Origin of the sequence: Oliverpabstia intestinalis, from assembly GCF_009696065.1 — a bacterium.
GTDB classification, from domain to species: Bacteria; Bacillota; Clostridia; order Lachnospirales; family Lachnospiraceae; genus Oliverpabstia; species Oliverpabstia intestinalis.
This window is the reverse complement of sequence record NZ_VUMS01000019.1, coordinates 1-17,355: the sequence shown is the minus strand read 5'-3', so window position 1 is coordinate 17,355 and position 17,355 is coordinate 1. Positions and strand designations below refer to the sequence as shown.

General features: G+C 46.9%; 13 protein-coding genes and 2 pseudogenes. 5 read left to right on the top strand and 10 right to left on the bottom strand.

What is annotated here, in order from left to right:
• Positions 1 to 271: 271 nt before the first annotated feature.
• A complete protein-coding gene (locus FYJ57_RS10645; protein WP_235904556.1) occupies positions 272 to 973 on the top strand; it encodes a transposase in 702 nt (233 codons plus the stop codon).
• Positions 974 to 1,018: 45 nt separating this feature from the next.
• On the opposite strand, the gene FYJ57_RS10640 is transcribed toward FYJ57_RS10645, so the two are convergent.
• Together FYJ57_RS10640 and FYJ57_RS10635 are read right to left on the bottom strand one after the other, a co-directional pair.
• On the bottom strand, positions 1,019 to 2,737 hold the full coding sequence (locus tag FYJ57_RS10640) for a class I adenylate-forming enzyme family protein (RefSeq protein WP_154432615.1): 1,719 nt from the start codon (positions 2,735 to 2,737) through the stop codon (positions 1,019 to 1,021).
• A 104-nt stretch (positions 2,738 to 2,841) separates the two neighbouring features.
• A complete protein-coding gene (locus tag FYJ57_RS10635; protein ID WP_154432614.1) occupies positions 2,842 to 4,290 on the bottom strand; it encodes a hypothetical protein in 1,449 nt (482 codons plus the stop codon).
• Between the two features lie 226 nt (positions 4,291 to 4,516).
• Between FYJ57_RS10635 and FYJ57_RS10630 the strand changes: the two genes are divergently transcribed.
• The 4 genes from FYJ57_RS10630 to ftsH all read left to right on the top strand — a co-directional run bounded on the left by FYJ57_RS10630 (position 4,517) and on the right by ftsH (position 8,841).
• A complete protein-coding gene (locus tag FYJ57_RS10630) occupies positions 4,517 to 5,851 on the top strand; it encodes an MATE family efflux transporter (protein ID WP_235904551.1) in 1,335 nt (444 codons plus the stop codon).
• A complete protein-coding gene (locus tag FYJ57_RS10625; protein WP_154432613.1) occupies positions 5,841 to 6,377 on the top strand; it encodes a TetR/AcrR family transcriptional regulator C-terminal domain-containing protein in 537 nt (178 codons plus the stop codon). The genes FYJ57_RS10630 and FYJ57_RS10625 overlap by 11 nt, the downstream gene beginning before the upstream one ends.
• A gap of 202 nt (positions 6,378 to 6,579) precedes the next feature.
• A complete protein-coding gene (locus FYJ57_RS10620; protein ID WP_154432612.1) occupies positions 6,580 to 7,011 on the top strand; it encodes a hypothetical protein in 432 nt (143 codons plus the stop codon).
• A 15-nt stretch (positions 7,012 to 7,026) separates the two neighbouring features.
• A complete protein-coding gene (gene ftsH, locus FYJ57_RS10615) occupies positions 7,027 to 8,841 on the top strand; it encodes an ATP-dependent zinc metalloprotease FtsH (RefSeq protein ID WP_154432611.1) in 1,815 nt (604 codons plus the stop codon).
• 246 nt (positions 8,842 to 9,087) lie between these two features.
• Here the strand turns inward: ftsH and FYJ57_RS10610 are convergent.
• The 8 genes and pseudogenes from FYJ57_RS10610 to FYJ57_RS10575 form a co-directional block, all read right to left on the bottom strand.
• Positions 9,088 to 9,361: pseudogene (locus tag FYJ57_RS10610) on the bottom strand (amidohydrolase); the annotation flags it as partial.
• Between the two features lie 121 nt (positions 9,362 to 9,482).
• Positions 9,483 to 10,523 (bottom strand): O-acetyl-ADP-ribose deacetylase, encoded by a 1,041-nt coding sequence (locus tag FYJ57_RS10605; protein WP_154432610.1) that lies wholly within the window; start codon positions 10,521 to 10,523, stop codon positions 9,483 to 9,485.
• A 68-nt stretch (positions 10,524 to 10,591) separates the two neighbouring features.
• A complete protein-coding gene (locus FYJ57_RS10600) occupies positions 10,592 to 11,245 on the bottom strand; it encodes a vWA domain-containing protein (RefSeq protein WP_154432609.1) in 654 nt (217 codons plus the stop codon).
• 94 nt (positions 11,246 to 11,339) lie between these two features.
• Positions 11,340 to 12,668, bottom strand: a complete 1,329-nt coding sequence (locus FYJ57_RS10595; protein ID WP_154432608.1) for an aspartate ammonia-lyase — start codon at positions 12,666 to 12,668, stop codon at positions 11,340 to 11,342.
• A 17-nt stretch (positions 12,669 to 12,685) separates the two neighbouring features.
• The gene (hydF, locus tag FYJ57_RS10590) at positions 12,686 to 13,891 is read right to left on the bottom strand and encodes a [FeFe] hydrogenase H-cluster maturation GTPase HydF (RefSeq protein WP_154432607.1); all 1,206 of its coding nucleotides are present in this window, start codon (positions 13,889 to 13,891) and stop codon (positions 12,686 to 12,688) included.
• A gap of 24 nt (positions 13,892 to 13,915) precedes the next feature.
• Positions 13,916 to 15,187 (bottom strand): nitrogenase component 1, encoded by a 1,272-nt coding sequence (locus FYJ57_RS10585; RefSeq protein WP_154432606.1) that lies wholly within the window; start codon positions 15,185 to 15,187, stop codon positions 13,916 to 13,918.
• Positions 15,184 to 16,560 carry a nitrogenase component 1 gene (locus tag FYJ57_RS10580; RefSeq protein WP_154432605.1) on the bottom strand — a complete coding sequence of 459 codons (1,377 nt, stop codon included), beginning with the start codon at positions 16,558 to 16,560 and terminating at the stop codon, positions 15,184 to 15,186. The genes FYJ57_RS10585 and FYJ57_RS10580 overlap by 4 nt, the downstream gene beginning before the upstream one ends.
• Positions 16,554 to 17,117: pseudogene (locus FYJ57_RS10575) on the bottom strand (nitrogenase iron protein); the annotation flags it as partial. The pseudogene FYJ57_RS10575 and the gene FYJ57_RS10580, both read right to left, overlap by 7 nt.
• Positions 17,118 to 17,355: the final 238 nt, after the last annotated feature.

Sequence of the window (17,355 nt, the reverse complement as noted above, 5' to 3'; positions counted from 1 at the left end):
GGACGGTTCTCTGTCCCACTATTGCGTTAATCCCTGTGATATGCTATTATAAAATCCATTTCTGTAAATAGCAATTCAGGGGTATTTGTAAACCCAACAGAAATCTATCCGATTGTTTCAGTCAGCCGATCTTAAAATTTATCCCAATCTTTAACTAAACAGTATGTATAACACTTTATAATTGAGTATGGAGCACAGAATTGTCTGTTAAGAGGAGGTAACCGTGCCGAGAAAAGCCAGAGTTGTCAGTAAAACAAACATATATCACGTGATGCTGCGAGGTGTCAACCAGCAGATTATTTTTGAAGATGAAGAAGACTTTCGATACTTTATAAGTATATTATCAATGTGCAGGGATATTTGTGGATACACAATTTTTGCGTATTGTTTGATGAACAATCATATTCATCTTTTGATGGAAGAAGGGACAGAGCCGTTATCGATAGTTTTTAAAAGAATTTGTGACAGATATGTATATTGGTACAATCATAAGTATGAACGTATGGGACATCTGTTTCAGGATCGGTTTCGGAGTGAGCCGGTGGAAACGGAGAGATATTTTCTTATTGTGATTCGATATATATTTCAGAATCCTGTAAAGGCAGGGATCGTATCTAAAGTGAATCAGTATAGGTGGTGTAATTATCAGGCATATTTAGGAGTAAAGGATTTTACAGATACTAAAAAAGTACTGAGATGTTTTGCCGGGATAAATGAATTTGAATTCTTTATGAACAGCGATGCCAATGAAAAATGTATGGATATTTCGTCGGTTAAATGTACATTTATTTCCGATGAGAAGGGTAAAGAGGTGATGTGGAAACTTACCGGATGTACAAATGTGGCAGAGTTTCAGAAATTGGAACGCAATCACAGAAATCTGTGTATACAGAAATTAAAAGGAGCGGGATTGTCTGTTCGTCAAATCAGCAGGCTGACCGGGGTATCAAAGTCGGTTGTCGGGAGACTTTGACGGGGAAGCGGGACAGGGGACGGTTCTCTGTCCCGCCTTGTCCCCTTATCCCTTCAGCTGCCGTTTCAGTTCAATACGGTTTGTCTTAAAATGGAAGAACGGACGCTTCTCAAGCCGGATGATGTCAACCGGATATTCATGGGGCTCCAGCACCGCCAGAACAGCCTGCCTGATATCTTCAATCTCATAACCGGTTTTAAGAACCACATAGAGATAAGGGAGAAAATATCCTTCATGCGCTTCATCCGGTGCCACCACGAAAAATTCATCCTCAATACCTTTGATACCGGCATCTATTACCTTATTCTCCATAACCAAGTCGATAAGCCGGCCACCGCCAAAACGGCAGGAATTGCCACGGGTCAGGACAAACACAACACCATCTTCATTTATATACCCGATATCTCCGGTATGCAGCCATAACTGACCATCCCCATGCATCTGCAGCGTTTTGGAAGTTGCTTCTTCATTATCATAACTCAGCATATTTCCCGGTCCCGTCTTACATATCTCACCCAGCTGGTTATAGGAGAGTTCTTCCTGGGTTCCCGGTTTAAACACACTTAATGTCGTCATTGGCATCGGAATACCGATATTACCATTGCCCATCGGATACTCAAAACACGGCAGTGTGCAGTTGGATCCGGCTTCGCTCTGTCCATAGCCTGAAGAGAAGATAGCTTTACAATTATGCGCTTTCAAGAACTTCTGCGCACGGCGGATCTGTCCGTTATTGAAGGCTTCGCATCCGGCACCTGCCACCAGCAAATGAGACATGTCATAATCTTCAGGAATACGGCTGCTGTGCATGAGGATCTCTATAAACATAGGGATCAGCGGCCAGCAATTCGGCCGATAACGCATCATTTCCAGATCGAGATCAAAAACATCACAGAAAGGATCCAGAATCAGCTTTTTATTTGATGACAGCGGCGACAAAATCATAGAAACAACAACGGCCACCAGACATGGCGGCAGGCTTGTCAAAAGCCAGGAAGGGCGGAAATCACCGGACGAACCATAAAAAGACATCTGATGAACAATTCCGATCATGGAATGTGCAGAGTGAATGACCTGCTTGGAAGGACCGGTCGAACCGCTGGTATAGGCACGGAACAGCGGACGATCAACATCCGTCGGAACCACCATTTCTTCAGCACACGCTTCTCCCGCAGCAATAAAATCATCCCATAAAAGACACTCTGTACCTTCAGCAGAATCCTCATGATACTGACTGCTGATATAACTTATTATATGCTCCGGCATCTGGGTCCGGTCTGCCAGCCGATACGGAGACAAAAGGACAATACGCTCCACCCCCGCATTTATATAGGCATCCTCTTCCACTTTCGTCAGAAAATCATGGGCAATGATCACCCTTGCACCTGATTTTCGTACAGCCTCCACATTTTCAGCCAGGGTATTATCACGACATAATAAAGAAGCACCAATCGCTTCGGCTGCCAGAAGCAGAAAAACAAACTCCGGAACCGATCTTAAAAATACCGGTATCTGATCTCCACACCGGAACCCGATCGCGGTCAATGCTTTTGCCGTCAGATTCACCTGCTCAAAAACAGCTTTCCAGGTAATAGCCGTTCCGTAATAATGTATCGCAACTGTCTCCATTCCCGGGCAATTCATCTTTAAATAGTCCTGTATTGTACATTCAGGGATACGAAGCTGCTGTACAGCTTCCGGGTAAAACTTCATCCATGGCCGGTCAATACTTGGTCTGCCAGTTAAAACAGCGTTTGTACTCATACTTTTTCTCCTTTTTATTCTGTGTTATTCGGACAACTTGCAGTCTATCACGACTGAAAGCATATGGCACGAGAGATAAAAGGATAAAAAGTGACAAAAATGAATCACAAATTTCCAGAATCCGACTTTGACAGAAGCCGGACCGCTTGCAAAGCATAATCCATCGTATCCTGGATGGTCGCTCTGTCTTCAATCACCACAGCATGCTGATGATTCCAGATTTCGCTGTAAAATTTTTGAAACATTTCCTTAATGGTAGGCGCATTGAGAATAAGATTATTGTTCTGAGGGTTTTCTGAATCAAGACGCATATAGCTGATACTGTCCGACAGGAACAGGCATGGCTTGGCACTGTACTGGAAATCTGTAACAAATCTTCCATGCACCATTTTTACAGCCAGATTATTTTTTGTATCCAGCAACGATGACATATATTGAATATATCTCAAACGCTGATCTGTTGTAAGCGTTACTGTATGACCATAAAAATCCATTTCCCCGGATACAGAAAATGCTGTGAAGGCCGATTCATAAATCATGATCTTTATTCCCGACTCTTCCAGAACTGTTTTGGTCAAACTATGTACCCGTCGAAGCGACTCCTTATCAACTGCCCATTTACCGGACAGACAGACCTGTTCCAGCACTTCCTCAAACAGATCATCCGAAAGGAAATGTTCCGTCATGCGTCCTATGAGCCATCTCAGATCCGGCGAAAGCATAGACTGAATATAATCATATTTCAGCAGCATCTCATCCATTGTCGTTTTTCTGAACAGAAGCATTTCCCTGTGGCAAAGCGCACTGGTTCTCTCATACATGATCTCCCTGAATTCTTCTTCCTCACTGATCGTCACAGATAAGCAACGGTTGGAACCTATGAGCATTCCTGAAATACAGTAGGAATCCTTTACCGCAAAAATCAGCTTTCCATATGCCTGTGGACATTCATAAATGTTGAAATCTATATTCGTATTATCTGAAAGCATATTGATCAGAAAAATGGAATCATAAATATAATCTCTCCTGCCAATCTCCAGATTCAGCATCAGAGAATAATGAACTTCTGACAATTCACGATTCAGCGGCATATGCTGATTGCTCATCTGTGTCACAAGGAACCGGTATTCCCGTTCCATAGACAGAATATCCATCGCAGCCACAACATTCAGAGAATTGATATTCCTCAGTGCAGGATGATGCATTTTGGCTGCGAATTGTGGGAGAGTAAGAGATGCAAAGTGCAGGGTTTTTGGTGCGATATCGGTGCCGATAGATTTGGTCAATCCTTTTACATAATTATATTCCGCTTCCAGATGGTCATAGATTGCCCGTTCCAGATCCTCCATGTCAAAAACCTGATAATCCTGACACAATTTTTCTCTGGCAGTATCCGATAATGCATCAACAATACATCGGCTGATCCCGCGAAGAACTTTCTCCGAACTTTTCTCTGCCGGAAGTACCTTCCCACTAACCCATTTGCTGATATAAGACACATCATACTGAAGCTCCATTGCAAGTGTATAATTTTTAAGATCAGCTGCAAGCATCAGCCGTTCAAGTAAATAGCTGAATCTGTTTTTTTTTCCATTTCTATCCCTCTTATACTATATTTGCTGGCAGTAATTGGCAGTGTTTTATATATAGTTTATCATAACCGGTTTCAATCCACAATGCTCTTCTTCAAGGGACAGGGGACGGTTCTTCTCGTTGACAAAACTGTTCTGGTTATACTATAATCTCTTCATATTTACAATATACATCAGGAGAACACGATTGACACATTCAAACTATTTTAAAGAATTTATCCGATATACCTTTCTGAATATACTTGGTATGCTGGCATTGTCCTTCTATATACTGGCAGATACATTTTTTATTGCCCGGGGCATTGGTATTAACGGGCTGACGGCCCTGAATCTGGCCATCCCCGTCTACAGTCTGATCAATGGCTGCGGTCTGATGCTTGGAATGGGCGGTGCCATTAAATATGCTATTTATAAAAGCAGAAATGATACATTCCGGCAGAATGCCGTCTTCACCAATTCGATCTATATGGCCATTATCCCCGTTCTGATCTTTGTTCTGTGCGGGATATTCCTTCCCGGTGCCATTGCCCGCCTTCTTGGCGCAGATGAAGCAACCTGGGCCATGACACGCACTTATCTGAGAGTGATTCTGCTGTTTTCACCGGCATTTATTCTGAGCAATATTCTGAATGCCTTTGTGCGTAATGACGGAGACCCGAAGCTGGCCATGCTGGCAACCACCACCGGCTGTCTGTCCAATGTATTTTTCGACTTTATTTTTATATTTCCCCTGCAAATGGGTATTCTTGGAGCAGTTCTGGCAACGGGCTTCGCCCCTGTCATCAATATGGCCATCCTGTCCGCTCATTTCAGAAAGGGAAAAAATCAATTTCATCTGATATCTTTAAAACCGGATCTGAAACTGACAGCTTCAACATCTATGCTTGGATTTCCATCTCTGATTACAGAGCTATCCTCCGGTATTGTTATTATTGTATTTAATTTCGTTATCCTGAATCTGCAGGGCAACACAGGCGTCGCAGCCTATGGCGTCATCGCCAATCTGTCTCTGGTGGTCAGTTCCATTTTCACAGGTATAGCCCAGGGTATGCAGCCTCTGACCAGCCGTACCCATGGAAGCGGCGATTATACCGTTGTACAAAAAGTACGGCATTATGCTCTCACGCTCATGCTTCTTCTGTCTGCCATTGTCTATCTGTTTGTTTTCATATTTGCAGATCCGATTACAGCAGCATTTAACAGCGAACACAGCCGCCAGCTTCAGCAAATTGCCACTATCGGCCTGAAATTATATTTTGTCTCTACCCCGTTTATGGATTATAATATTATTATGGCAGTTTTCCTGGCCTCTACGGAAAGACCCGTTCCCGCACAGATCATCTCACTTTTGAGGGGACTGATCATTATTATTCCAATGACGATTCTGCTGTCCTCCCTCTTTGGAATGACCGGTGTATGGCTGTCCTGTCCGGCATCAGAAGGTCTTGTAGCCCTGATCGCCATGATCATACTACTGACCCGGACACCCCACAGAAAGGATGAACAGACCCATGCCAGCTGATATGAAAGCTACGATTGCAGAAGCCTTCCTCTCACTGCTTCAGTATAAAGATGTCGATAAAATTACGGTAAAGGTACTGGTAGAAACCTGCCACATCTCCCGACAGACCTTCTACTATCATTTCAAAGATATTGTTGATGTTATTGAATGGTGTATCAGAGCTTCAGCCGCACAGCTTCTCACAAATATCTATGAAGCCGACAGCCCGCAGAACGCCTGCAGGATCATTGTAGAATCCACCATCAAAGATGACTCTCTGATCAGGAAACTCATGCGTTCACAGAAGCGTGAAGAAATAGAAAAAGTACTTTTTCCTGTTATGCGCCAGTATATGATGGCATTTGCCCGCCATGCACGGCCCGATATAGACCTGTCCTACTCTGATCTGGAAGCCCTCCTGGACTTCTGTACCTTCGGTATGATCGGTATGATCAAAATGGCCTGCCTGGACGTAAGGACAAACGTCGACCTGCTCTCCCGCCAGATTTATCTGATCCTGTCCGGCCAGATGTTGTCTTCCCGATAGTCTCATGAACACATGGAAGAAAAAATTTCATAATAAGGCCTTTGAACCAGGGGTGTTACACGATGTGTAATACCCCTTTTGACATTTTCAGATATTTGTCAATACATTTTCCAAATAATGAGAATGGTTTTTGCTTCCTGAAACTGGTATAAATAAATCATAGAGCGAAACACTTTTCAAAATCAACAGGAAGGAGCATCCAATGGAACAGGAAATTTTTGCAGCCAAGCTTGGCGAACTGAAAAAGCAGCAGGATGAATTCATGGGCTGTCTGGATCGTTTCCAATCAGCAGACACGGATTCCATCGACCAATATCTCCGGCATCTGAACGATGAGTATCAGCAGAATACAGATTTTCTGGAAAACAGTATACGTGAAGGCCGTTCTCCTGCCATCGTTGCTCTGTCGGAAGCACAGCTGACCTACTACAGGCATATGAGAGATATTCTGAAAGACAAATTGCCTGAATGTATGGACAGCGGCAACAGAGAGCAGGATCTGGCAGAGGCCGTCTCCCTCTATGCCGAATATGCCATCGATTTTGCGTCCCAGGCAATCCGCCATGCGCTGATGGTTTCCCTGAAAGCCATCGATCTTCAAAACAGCTATGACCCATCAAACAATATTATCTAATAGGAGGAAATACACATGAATGAAGTCAAAACTCCAAAGAAAAACTGGCTTTATTATTACACAATTGTTCTGCTGGTCATCTTTCTCTTCAATGTTCTGGCCATGCCCCTGCTGAATCGCCGGAGCGTCCAGGAGGTTGATTACGGTACATTTATCACAATGACCAACAATAAAGAAATCGGTCAGGTACAGATCCAGGACAATCAGATTCTCTTTACAAACAAAGATAACTCACAGATTTACAAAACCGGCATCATGGATGACCCTGCACGTACAGAGCGGCTCTATGCCTCCGGTGCAGAATTCTCCAGCGAGATCATCGAAGAAATGTCTCCTTTGCTGAGCATATTCCTTTCATGGGTACTCCCGCTGCTGATATTCATTGTTATTGGACAATATATATCTAAAAAAATGCTTTCCAAAATGAGCGGCGGCAAGGATTCCATGATGTTCGGCATGGGCAAGAGCAATGCCAAAGTCTATGTAAAATCTTCCGAAGGCATCAAGTTCTCTGATGTGGCCGGAGAAGATGAAGCCAAGGAAAATCTGACAGAAATCGTGGATTATCTCCACAATCCGGGCAAATATAAAGACATCGGTGCCTCCATGCCAAAGGGCATTCTGCTCGTAGGACCTCCCGGAACCGGTAAAACCATGCTGGCCAAGGCCGTCGCTGGGGAAGCCAATGTTCCATTCTTCTCCATGTCCGGTTCTGAATTCGTGGAAATGTTCGTCGGCATGGGTGCATCCAAGGTCCGTGACCTGTTTAAACAGGCTAAAGAGAAAGCTCCTTGTATCGTCTTCATCGACGAAATTGATGCCATCGGCAAAAAGCGTGATGGTCAGATCGGCGGCAACGACGAACGGGAGCAGACATTGAATCAGCTGCTGACAGAAATGGATGGTTTTGAAGGCAACACAGGCGTCATCATTCTGGCTGCCACTAACCGTCCGGAATCTCTGGACCCTGCTCTGACCCGCCCGGGACGATTTGACAGACGAGTTCCTGTTGAGCTGCCGGATCTGAAAGGTCGCGAAGAAATCCTTAAAGTTCACGCCAAAAAGATCCGTATCGGAGACAATGTGGACTTCAACAAAATTGCCCGCATGGCTTCCGGTGCTTCCGGCGCTGAACTGGCCAATATCGTCAACGAAGCGGCTCTTCGTGCCGTCCGTGACGGACGTAAATTCGCCACCCAGTCCGACCTGGAAGAAAGTATTGAAGTTGTTATCGCCGGATACCAGAAGAAGAATGCCATTTTGACCAGCAAAGAAAAACTTATCGTTTCTTACCATGAAATCGGTCACGCCCTTGTAGCTGCTAAACAGAGCAACTCCGCACCGGTTCAGAAGATTACCATTATTCCGCGAACCTCCGGTGCTCTGGGTTATACCATGCAGGTGGACGAAGGCAACCATTACCTCATGACCAAAGAAGAAATTGAAAATAAAATTGCCACCTTCACCGGCGGTCGTGCTGCTGAGGAAGTCATCTTCGGTTCCGTCACCACCGGCGCCTCCAACGACATCGAGCAGGCTACCCGTCTGGCCCGTGCCATGATTACCCGCTACGGTATGAGTGAGGGCTTTGATATGGTGGCGCTGGAAACAGTCACCAATCAGTATCTGGGCGGTGACGCTTCTCTGGCCTGCTCCTCAGAGACCCAGACAGAGATTGACCGCCAGGTAGTGGCACTGGTCAAAAAACAGCACGAAAAAGCCATCCGGATTCTTCTGGAAAACAGATCCAAACTGGACGAGCTGGCACAGTTCCTTTATGAAAAAGAAACAATCACAGGAGAAGAATTCATGGAAATCCTCAATGCATAATATTGACGGAAAAAACTGTGCATTTCCTGTTACTGATAGTTCATAGACAGAATAGAACATCCGTAGAACATGCTCATCGCAAATCGTTCTACGGATGTTCTTTCCGTCTATTTCACTAAATACAGAACTCTTTATGCACAGTTTTTTCCTGTTTGCAGACTAACATAAAAAACTCCGGAAACATGCTCATCGCAACTTGCTCTATGACAGAATCTGCATTTGTATTTGTGTTATATAGTTCTGGCTGACATCTCCGTCCACCTTCTGGAATACACGATAGGCCTTATCCAGCCATTCCGGTACAGTCATATTCGGATAATCAATAGTTCTCAGATTTCTTACAAATGTTTGAAAAAAGTGATGATGCGTATTGATAAGTCCAGGATACACAAATTTATCCGTCGCATCGATGACTTCATCATATGTATCTGTCAGATTCTGTCCGATCTTCACGATCTTCGGAATCACATGTTACTATCGCTTTCGCATTACGAATTAAAATCTTTTTTCCACACTGCATCCCCCATCTTAAACCATATACTAACTATATAGTCGAGTCCCTTTTTGAATTTTTCTTTAAAATGCAGAGGGACCTGCCAATGGCAGGTCTCCCTACATACTAAGATTCCATTTTGACTTTTCTACATACCCAGTAAACTCTGATCAAATGCAAACAGTGCTTCGTTGATCTCATAAATATTATAATTGCCTTTTCTAATAAAGTATTCGATGATAACATCGAATTTGCTGCTGTGTGAAAGAGCAAACCCCGCTTTCATCAGCATATCCTTCGTTTCTTCCAGATCCAGTTCCAGTGCAATGGCAAAGGCCAGCACCGTGGTCTTCTTCGGCTTATAATGAATATCGCCTCGAATTTTGGAAAATAGTTTCCTATCTATATTGGCCTTTTTATAGCACTGGGCATCTGTCATGCCCTTCTCTTCGATTTTTCTCAGCAGCATCTGTGAAAAGCTTTCATCCAACTGCCGGATGATATCATCCAGATCCCTGCTCCTGACAGGCTTCGCAGTATCAAGCTTCCTTGGCGTCTTCTGCACACTTCTTTCTACTGCAAAGGACTGTGCCTGATATTCTGCCGCCTCTTCCCGGATCATGGCCCTCTGTATTCGCCTGCCAATATCGTCACTGTGCGTCTCCACATAATATTCATCAATATATTCTTCGATATCCTTCATCAGCTTTTTACTGATCTGGAAACCGGCTCTGTCAAAGACCACGATGAATACATTCATATCATGATACAAAATAAAGTCACTGATCACTTCCACAGCCACCTGCAGTGCCTCCTCCTTCGGATATCCATATATGCCCGAAGAAATCAACGGGAAGGCCACTGATTCACATTCATACTGCTCTGCCAGCTTCAGCGATTCCCGGTAACAGGATGTGAGCAGTTCCCTCTCTCCATGACGTCCGCCTCTCCAGATTGGACCCACCGTATGAATAACATAACGGCACGGCAGTCGGTAAGCGCCCGTAATCTTCGCCTGGCCTGTCCGACAGCCGCCAAGCCCCCTGCATTCATCCAGAAGCTCCGGCCCTGCCGCCCGGTGGATGGCACCATCCACACCACCGCCGCCAAGCAAAGACGAATTCGCCGCATTGACGATCGCATCACATGTCACCTTCGTAATATCATTCCTGATTATCTGTAATGGCATCCTATCACCCTTCCTATCTGCCTCTTACAGATAGTGTACATCGGGATCATAGATTTGTCCACGCTATATTATCCCACATGCTTTCTCTCATTATAATCCTGATCCGCTTTTGCACGCCAGGACCCACTCAGCGGTCTGGCGTTCCTTACCTGACTGACTGCCTCGGAAACAGCTTCATAAACATTCTTCGTTCCTATACTGTCCGCATGATAATTCACTGCATGCTGCTCATCGATGCCAAAGCATGCTGCAGTCTCTGCAGCATCAATATTGGCTGCCATGAAAATAAACTCCCAGCCGTACTTCTGCTTCTCCCGTTCAATCATTCTCTTCACCATCTCACTGCTGTAACGACGGCTGGCATTCTCCATGCCATCTGTCGTAATAACAAAGATTGTATGTGCCGGCACATCCTCCGGACGGGCGTATTTATGGATATTCCCTATATGGTGAATGACACCGCCGATGGCATCCATCAATGCCGTACAGCCCCTGACTGTATAATCCTTTTCTGTCATGACCCCAATCTCTGACAGCTTCACTCTGTCATGGAGCACCTCACTGAAATTATCAAATAAAATGGTGGAAACATAAGCTTCCCCTTCCTGCTGCTTCTGTCTGTCAATCATGGCATTAAATCCGCCGATGGTATCCCCCTCCAGCCCCCTCATGGAACCGCTTCTGTCAAGAATAAATACAAGCTCAGTTAAATCGTTCTTCATATCTCAAACCTCCTCAAAAAAATGTGGCTATATTTTCATTTACAACCACATTTTACAGGATATTTCATTTTTTATGGTCGCATCGGAAGCGACATTATCTTTCCTCCACACATTTTTTCAGCAGCTTCACAGCTTCTTCCGGCGTATAATCACGAATGATACGGCTTACTTTATCATAGCCCAGCACCGGCGCATAGGATGCGGCAAATGCACTGGAAGCATTCAGATGTTTCCGGCATGCTTCTTCATTGATGCGCAATGGCACAATACATTTCTCTCTGAACAGACGGACCGCCTCTGTCATAAGCGCCAGACTTTCCAGCAGACTGTCGGCAATGAGCGGCAAAAAGGCATTCAGTTCAAATTCCCCGTGGGCGGCTGCCATGGTAATGGCCGTATCATTGGCCGCCACCCTCATGGCACACTGCATGACCATTTCCGCCATAACCGGATTCACCTTTCCCGGCATAATTGTACTCCCCTGCTGAACCTCGGGCAGCACCATTTCACCCAGACCGCCATGAGGGCCCGAATTCATCAGGCGCAAATCATTGGCAATCTTCATAAGATTAACCGCCAGCGCTTTGATCAGACCGGAGACCTCCACAAACACATCATTATTCTGAGTTATGTCCATTGGATACTCCGCCGCAGCCAGACCATATCCGGTCAGACGACGCAGCTCCTCTATCACACCGAATCGATATTTTCTATCAGCATTATTAGACAATCCCACCGCCGTGCCGCCAATATTGACCTGCCGCAGCCGTTCCTCCACCTTGTAAAGCCGCCACCGGTCTCTGGCAATGGCCTGGGCATAGGCCCCAAACTCCTCACCGGCTGTGATGGGAACCGCATCCATCAGTTCTGTCCGCCCCAGCTTATCCACATCCTGCCACTGACTTTCCTTCTCCTGTAAAGCAGTCTGCAGTTTTGCACATTCGTCAGACAGAAGGCGCAGCTGCCGGATGGCGGCTATACGAAGAGCCGTTGGATAGACATCATTGGTGGACTGCCCCCGGTTTACATCATCCAGCGGATGTATCACCTCATAATCTCCGGGATTCTGTCCCAGCGACTTCAGTGCCAGATTGGCCAGAACCTCATTGACATTCATATTGGTAGACGTTCCCGCATCGCCCTGCAGTGCCTGTACCGGAAAATACGATTCATATTTATCTTCACTGTTCAATACTTCATCACAGGCAGCAATGATGGCACTTTCCACTTCCGGCTTGCCCATTCCCAGATTCAGATAGGTTACTGCCGCTGCCTTTTTCACCAGAACCATGGCTCTGATCAGTCCCCGGTTCACCGACTTCTGTCCCAGATTAAAATTCTCCATAGCCCGGGCAGTATTAATACCGTAAAGAGCTTCCTCCGGCAGCGCCTTTTCTCCCAGCATATCCTTTTCCAGTCTCATAACAACACCTCTTTCTGCTACTCTTCAAATTCCAGCAGAAGATGCGGGAATATGCCAATACTCCGCTTCAGAATTCCCTGCATATAGGCAATGGCAATGCCATAATTGGTAATCGGCACCTGCTGATCTGCCGCGCATTTCATTCTGTATCTTACTTCCCGCTCATTGAGCATGCAGCCGCCGCAATGGATAATCAGCGCATATTTTGACAGATCATCGGGAAATTCTCTGCCTGAACACAGTTCGATATTCAGTTTCTTTCCCGTATAATTTTTCAGCCATCGCGGAATCTTTACGCTGCCGATATCATCGCACTGCCTGTGATGGGTACAGCCTTCGGCAATAAGTACCGTATCCCCATCCTGCAGCTTTTCCACAGCAGCCACACCCCTGACAGCCATATCCAGAAGCCCCTTGTAACGGGCCATCAAAATGGAGAAGGAAGTCAGCGGTATTTCCGGCGGCACATCAGCAGATACCTTGGCAAAGACCTGGCTGTCCGTAATGACCAGCGCAGGCGGTTCCCTGAATTTGTCCAGTGTCTCCCGCAGTTCATATTCTTTGACACAGACAGCGGCAGCCTCCGCTTCCAGTATATCCCGGATCACTTGCTGCTGCGGCAGGATCAGACGTCCCTTCGGCGCAGCCTTGTCGATCGGAATAACCAGCACGACCAGATCGCCCGGATGGATCAGATCGCCCACCAGCATCAGCTTGTTCTCCTCTGTCTTTCCGAGGCGGGCAATCTTTTCCTTCAGTTCTTCTATATGTATCCTTTCCGTGGCACTGACATAAATCTCACTGGCAGATTCCTCCGGAATCTCCGTCAGCAGATCGCATTTATTCCATGCAATCAGATAAGGAATCTCCTTTTGCCGAAACAGTGCGATCAATTCCCTGTCGCATTCCTTCAGACCTTCTGTACTGTCTGCCACCAGTACCGCCACATCCGTACGGTTCAGCACCTGCCTTGTCTTCCTTACTCTCAGTTCACCAAGGGCACCCTCATCATCAAAACCGGGCGTATCAATAATCACGACCGGCCCAACAGGCAGCAGCTCCATGGCCTTGCTTACCGGATCCGTCGTCGTTCCCCTCGTCTGAGAAACCACCGCCAGCTCCTGTCCCGTCACAGCATTGACCAGGCTGGATTTACCCGCATTTCTCCGACCAAAAAAACCGATATGCACCCGCTCACCCGACGGTGTATCATTCAGTCCCATCTTACTCCTCCTTGTTTCATGCTATTATAAAAGTTCAGCAAAGCCCGGCATCTTTTTTATTTTTTTCAGGAAAATTCTTCCGGAGAATGCAATGTGAGGCAATTCATAAAAGCGGGAATCCTTTGGACATATTGGCTTATACAGCGGATCTGCCACAATTATTTTCGCATTCTTCAGCTTCTCCTCCATCTCCTCTTCTCCGCTGACCGCCTCATCCTCTGGTGACAGCAATCCTTCCCACTCTTCCAGGGGACAGAGTACGCGCACAGACCGGCCGTACTGATTTTCAATAGCCGCGGCCAACGAACCCATGGTCACCGGTTCCCCGATCAGCGTTATATCAGCCACATCAGGTTCTTCCATCGAACTGCTCGCAGATATCCATGTACCTGTGCCTTCACCCCCAGATCCGCTGACCGAAGTGTGTGCCGTCAGATAAGCCACTTCGCATTCCCGGCTTTCCACAGCCCGTTCCATGGTCATCGATAGTTTTTCGGTGAATTCTCCCACCGGAGCACCCACCACATAAGGTGTGCCAAATTTTTCCCGAAGTACCTTTGCAGCACGAAGGCCCACGGATGAAACCACCAGATTTACCGCTGCCTCGCCAGCCCTCGAAATCGTCTCCAGTCCATCTCCCATGGCCCAGGTGGAAATTACATACCATCCCATAGTTTCCAGAGACTTCTTCATTGTCTCCCCATGGGAGAGCGGTCCAAAATCCAGAGGTGTCACACCCAGAATATTAACACTCCTTGGATTCCCGCAGGAACCAGCCGTGCTTCCACAACTGCCTGGCCCGTCAGGACCTTCTGTTCCCCCGGAACCGCCCGCACCCGAATTGGCCGCCGGGTCTGTGAACCGCTCCGCTATGGCCGCCAGGGCCATCCCCGCACCATACACATAATCATGCATACCATTGGTCGGCACGGCAAAAGCCGGTATCCCCGTTTCGTCCTCCAGGATCTCCGCCAGAGCAGGAAAATCCGTTCCATTTAAAAATGGTATCGGCGAACTGGCCAGGGCAATAAATCTCGGTTTCAGTTCATGTGCCGCTTTTGCCGTATCATGAACAAATTTATCATCATTCCCCATGATGGCATCAATTTCCGACAATCCGGAAATGAAGATCAGACTGTCCTGATCATACCACCGAATCTCATCATGAGTATTATAAGTAGAATTACAGCCGGAAGGATCATGCATGACCGTCATGCCTCCCAGCTCATACAAAGCAGAGCATACACCGGATACATCCGCCGTATAGATTGGTATAATACGATAGGCTTGTCTCATATGCAGCTTTCGCACCCCCATCCCTTCCGGATAACCAGGTCTTCCGTATCTTTTTCCTCATGAATTGCTTCCGTCATCAGACCGGCCAGTCGGCGGATGCCGTCAAATCCATATAGACCGCCGCCCTGTACCACATTCACAAAATGTCTGCTGCCCGTAAACCATGCCGCTTTCTGGCCGATGGCCAGCACCTCACGTTCACCATGCCTTGGCAGGACGCGCATCTTCACCTGGATCGTCGCTGACAGTACAAGCTCCGGTGCATGGACTCTCAGCCATTCAAAATCATCTTTTTCCTCCGGGCTGATACCGTCCAGATAAACCGTATTCACAGAGAATCCATGGGCTATCAGCAATCTTGCCAGCCCCAGAGGCCTCGGATGAAAGGTACAGTCAATGGCAACCGGCATATCTCCTATTTCCGACAAGGCACCGGCCAAAGCCGCCTCACAGGACGCAATTTCCGCATCATAGTTCAACAGAGATATCTCTTTCATATTCTCTGATCCACCCTTATCCCGCAGCTGCCTCAGGGATGCCGCCAGCTCTTCCAGATGCCTGATGATTTCTTCATAACTGAAACATGCCGGAAGATACAAGTGTTTCCGTCCAAGACGTCCTGCCTGTTCCTCCGCACCATATCTGCCGGAAGGATAACAGGAGATAAACATCCCGCTCTCCGCCAGATTCAGGTATTCCTCCCATGTGCTGCATTTCGGAAGCTCCCGGAGCGCAAAATCGTTTGCCTCCAGAATCCTCGCTATATCGGAAGTTTCATCCAGCGCAAAATCACTTCCCAGAAGGCTCACAGCTCTGTTATTAATCTCTTCTTCTGTCAGACGCGGCAGCGGATCATACATGGCCTTACGCAGCTTCTGATCCGGTGTCAGGCCATTTTTCTGCATAATAGGATCCATATAACAGCGGACAAAGAAAATATCCGGAAATCTCGACTCCAGCTCTCCGTACACTCTTTCCAGGTCACAGCCAAGAAAATGATGCAGACATACTGTAAAAAGCAGCACCGCCTTCGGTCTCTCATCCAGTTTCTCTATCACATCTGTTACACCGTCAATGGTCACGTCCTCCAGGTTGCCGTTCAGCAGATTCTCTTCTTCCACAATAACAAATGAAAAACGATCGGCTTCATTCATCTCCGCGGCCGTCAATACCACTCCCCGCATGCAGTTGCCGGCACAGACATAGATCTGCCTGGCTCCCGGTACCCTCATACCTGTATGAACAATATTCCAGGTGCCGTGAGCCGGAGAATTAAATTCCAGCTCCGACGCAAAAGGCGCCGGCCACGCTGCATCCTTTATGGCGATCACAGCTCCCGCCGGATCGATGCTCTCTCCTGCACGTTTTAACATTTTTCTCCTCCCCGGCATACCGCCATCATCCGGCGGGCCAGTTCTCTGTACTCCTCTGCCATTTCACTATCCGGAAATGCTTCCAGAAGTATCTGCTGCCTTTCCTCCGCCAGTGTCACCTGCTCGCTGTGGGACAAACTGCCAATGATCTCCGTTTGAAAATCCCGGGCCAGCTCCTCCACCTTCTCATCTTCCCGCTTCACATTCCGCCGGTTGAGAATCAGACCTCCCAGAGCCGCATATCCCCGGTTCTTAAAATTCTCCACGGCCATGGCGATATTGGCTGCCGCATGAATCGCCATATTTTCACCGGATGTAATAATAAACACCTGATCCGCATAGCCTTTGCGCATGGGCATGGAAAATCCGCCGCAGACCACATCGCCCAGAACATCATACATTACCACATCCGGCCGGTACACTTCATAAGCGCCCTTCTCCTTCAGCTTTTCCAGAGCCGTAATGATACCTCTGCCTGCGCAGCCAAGCCCCGGCGTTGGTCCTCCGGCCTCCACACAGATAACACCGCCATATCCGATACGCACCATATCCGTCAGCTCAAAGGCGTTTTTCTTTTTAAGTCATAACCACCACTTCAAGTGGTGGTTTGTTTTTGACCCTATAAGGGTCCTATGCCTGCACGCCTAAAAGGCGGATGCCTCAAGCAATCATACCGGCTTGCCTCTGAAAGAGGCTTACCGTCGTGTATCTTCTCTTTTAGATTCTTCTTTTTGCTGCTGTATATATTCTTTTACAGCTTCTTCTGTAATATTGCCTACTGTCGCTACATAATAT

Bases quoted from the DNA above. Each gene is read 5' to 3' on its own strand.
- hydF (WP_154432607.1), bottom strand. From the start codon at position 13,891: ATGGGACTGAATGATACACCGTCGGGTGAGCGGGTGCATATCGGTTTT.
- FYJ57_RS10600 (WP_154432609.1), bottom strand. From the start codon at position 11,245: ATGAAGAACGATTTAACTGAGCTTGTATTTATTCTTGACAGAAGCGGT.
- FYJ57_RS10635 (WP_154432614.1), bottom strand. From the start codon at position 4,290: ATGCTTGCAGCTGATCTTAAAAATTATACACTTGCAATGGAGCTTCAG.
- FYJ57_RS10620 (WP_154432612.1), top strand. From the start codon at position 6,580: ATGGAACAGGAAATTTTTGCAGCCAAGCTTGGCGAACTGAAAAAGCAG.
- FYJ57_RS10595 (WP_154432608.1), bottom strand. From the start codon at position 12,668: ATGAGACTGGAAAAGGATATGCTGGGAGAAAAGGCGCTGCCGGAGGAA.
- FYJ57_RS10580 (WP_154432605.1), bottom strand. From the start codon at position 16,560: ATGTTAAAACGTGCAGGAGAGAGCATCGATCCGGCGGGAGCTGTGATC.
- FYJ57_RS10640 (WP_154432615.1), bottom strand. From the start codon at position 2,737: ATGAGTACAAACGCTGTTTTAACTGGCAGACCAAGTATTGACCGGCCA.
- FYJ57_RS10645 (WP_235904556.1), top strand. From the start codon at position 272: ATGCTGCGAGGTGTCAACCAGCAGATTATTTTTGAAGATGAAGAAGAC.
- FYJ57_RS10625 (WP_154432613.1), top strand. From the start codon at position 5,841: ATGCCAGCTGATATGAAAGCTACGATTGCAGAAGCCTTCCTCTCACTG.
- FYJ57_RS10585 (WP_154432606.1), bottom strand. From the start codon at position 15,187: ATGAGACAAGCCTATCGTATTATACCAATCTATACGGCGGATGTATCC.
- ftsH (WP_154432611.1), top strand. From the start codon at position 7,027: ATGAATGAAGTCAAAACTCCAAAGAAAAACTGGCTTTATTATTACACA.
- FYJ57_RS10605 (WP_154432610.1), bottom strand. From the start codon at position 10,523: ATGCCATTACAGATAATCAGGAATGATATTACGAAGGTGACATGTGAT.